At 66.2% G+C, this 899-nt stretch carries 1 pseudogene; it reads right to left on the bottom strand.

Annotated elements, in window-relative coordinates:
• Window positions 1-834 (bottom strand): annotated as a pseudogene (locus MTDSW087_RS29855) (IS3-like element ISMex5 family transposase); the annotation flags it as partial.
• Window positions 835-899: the final 65 nt, after the last annotated feature.

The following is an 899-nucleotide window of genomic DNA, read 5'->3' as shown; positions in this document are numbered from 1 at the left end:
CGTTGTCCGAGCGGATATGGCCGGGCACGCCGCGCAGGATGAACAGGTCGGACAGCACGTCGATCACGTCCGCCGCCTTCAGCTTGCGTGCGACGCGGATCGCCAGGCACTCCCGCGTGAACTCATCGACCACGTTCAGCATCCGGAACTTGCGGCCCTCGTGCGTGCGGGCTTCGACAAAGTCGTAGGACCAGACGTGATCGCGACGCTCCGCCCGCAATCGCAGGCAGGAACCATCCCCGTCCCAGATGCGGCCGCGCTTGGGCTGCCGAGACGGGACCTTCAGCCCCTCGCGCCGCCAGATCCGTTCGACCCGCTTGTCGTTGACGAACCAGCCCGCCGCCTTCAGCAATGCACCGATCTTCCGGTAGCCGTAGCGCCCGTACTGGCGAGCCAGTTCCACGAGGTCGGCTGTCAGCGCGGCCTCATCCTCTCTTCCCCGCGGCACCTTGCGCTGCGTCGAGCGATGCTGCCCGAGCGCCCGACAGGCGCGGCGCTCGGAGACGTCTAGGACGTTCATGACATGCGCGATGCAGGCGCGTCGGCGCGCGGGGCTGGTCAGTTTCCCCGAGCGGCCTCCTGCAGGATCAGCTTGTCGAGGGTGAGATCCGCAATCGCCTTGCGCAGCCGCTGGTTCTCAACCTCCAAGTCCTTCATCCGTCGAACCTGATCGCTCTTCAGGCCGCCGTACTCCTTGCGCCAGCGGTAGTAGGTCACTTCCGTCACGCCGATGGCCCGGATCGCCTCCGCCACGCTCTGGCCCTGCGAGACCAGAACATCCACCTGCCGCAGCTTGGCGACCACGTCTTCCGGCTTGTGCCGCTTCGTTCCCATCTGTCCGTCCTCATCTGGCTCAAAAGCCATACCTCAGGGCGGACCACTTCAGTGGGGGCGGATCA

Source organism: Methylobacterium dankookense (assembly GCF_902141855.1).
In the GTDB taxonomy this organism is placed as follows: domain Bacteria; phylum Pseudomonadota; class Alphaproteobacteria; order Rhizobiales; family Beijerinckiaceae; genus Methylobacterium; species Methylobacterium dankookense.
Note: the sequence above shows the minus strand (reverse complement) of the source record. Positions and strands in the feature narration are given on the sequence as shown.